The sequence below is a fragment of the Achromobacter sp. SIMBA_011 genome, assembly GCF_046535435.1.
Taxonomy (GTDB): Bacteria; Pseudomonadota; Gammaproteobacteria; order Burkholderiales; family Burkholderiaceae_B; genus Achromobacter; species Achromobacter dolens.
Genome location: NZ_JAWRWN010000799.1, coordinates 1 through 256, shown reverse-complemented (window position 1 = coordinate 256; position 256 = coordinate 1). Strand labels below are relative to the sequence as shown.

1 protein-coding gene is annotated in these 256 nt (G+C 59.0%); it reads left to right on the top strand.

Annotated elements, in window-relative coordinates; genetic code table 11:
• On the top strand, positions 1 to 212 hold a 212-nt coding region (locus SB816_RS33185), incomplete at its 5' end, for an enoyl-CoA hydratase/isomerase family protein (protein WP_410548402.1).
• Between the last annotated feature and the right edge of the window lie 44 nt (positions 213 to 256).

The window sequence follows — 256 nt, the reverse complement described above, 5'->3', positions numbered from 1 at the left end:
AGGCAGCGGTGCAGCGTGCCCAGAAGCTGGCTCAACTGCCACCTGTGACATTGGTGTTGCTCAAAGCTTCGCTGGTGCGTGGTGGTGACAGCGTGGAGGCCGCCTGGCGCCGTGAGGTCGACCTCAACCCGCTGACGCGCCAGACCCAGGATCACCAGGAAGCCGTTGCGGCCTTCATGGAAAAACGTCAACCGACTTTCAGCGGGAATTGAAGCATGTACGCAAACGACCTTTTGGCTGGCAAGAAAATCCTCAT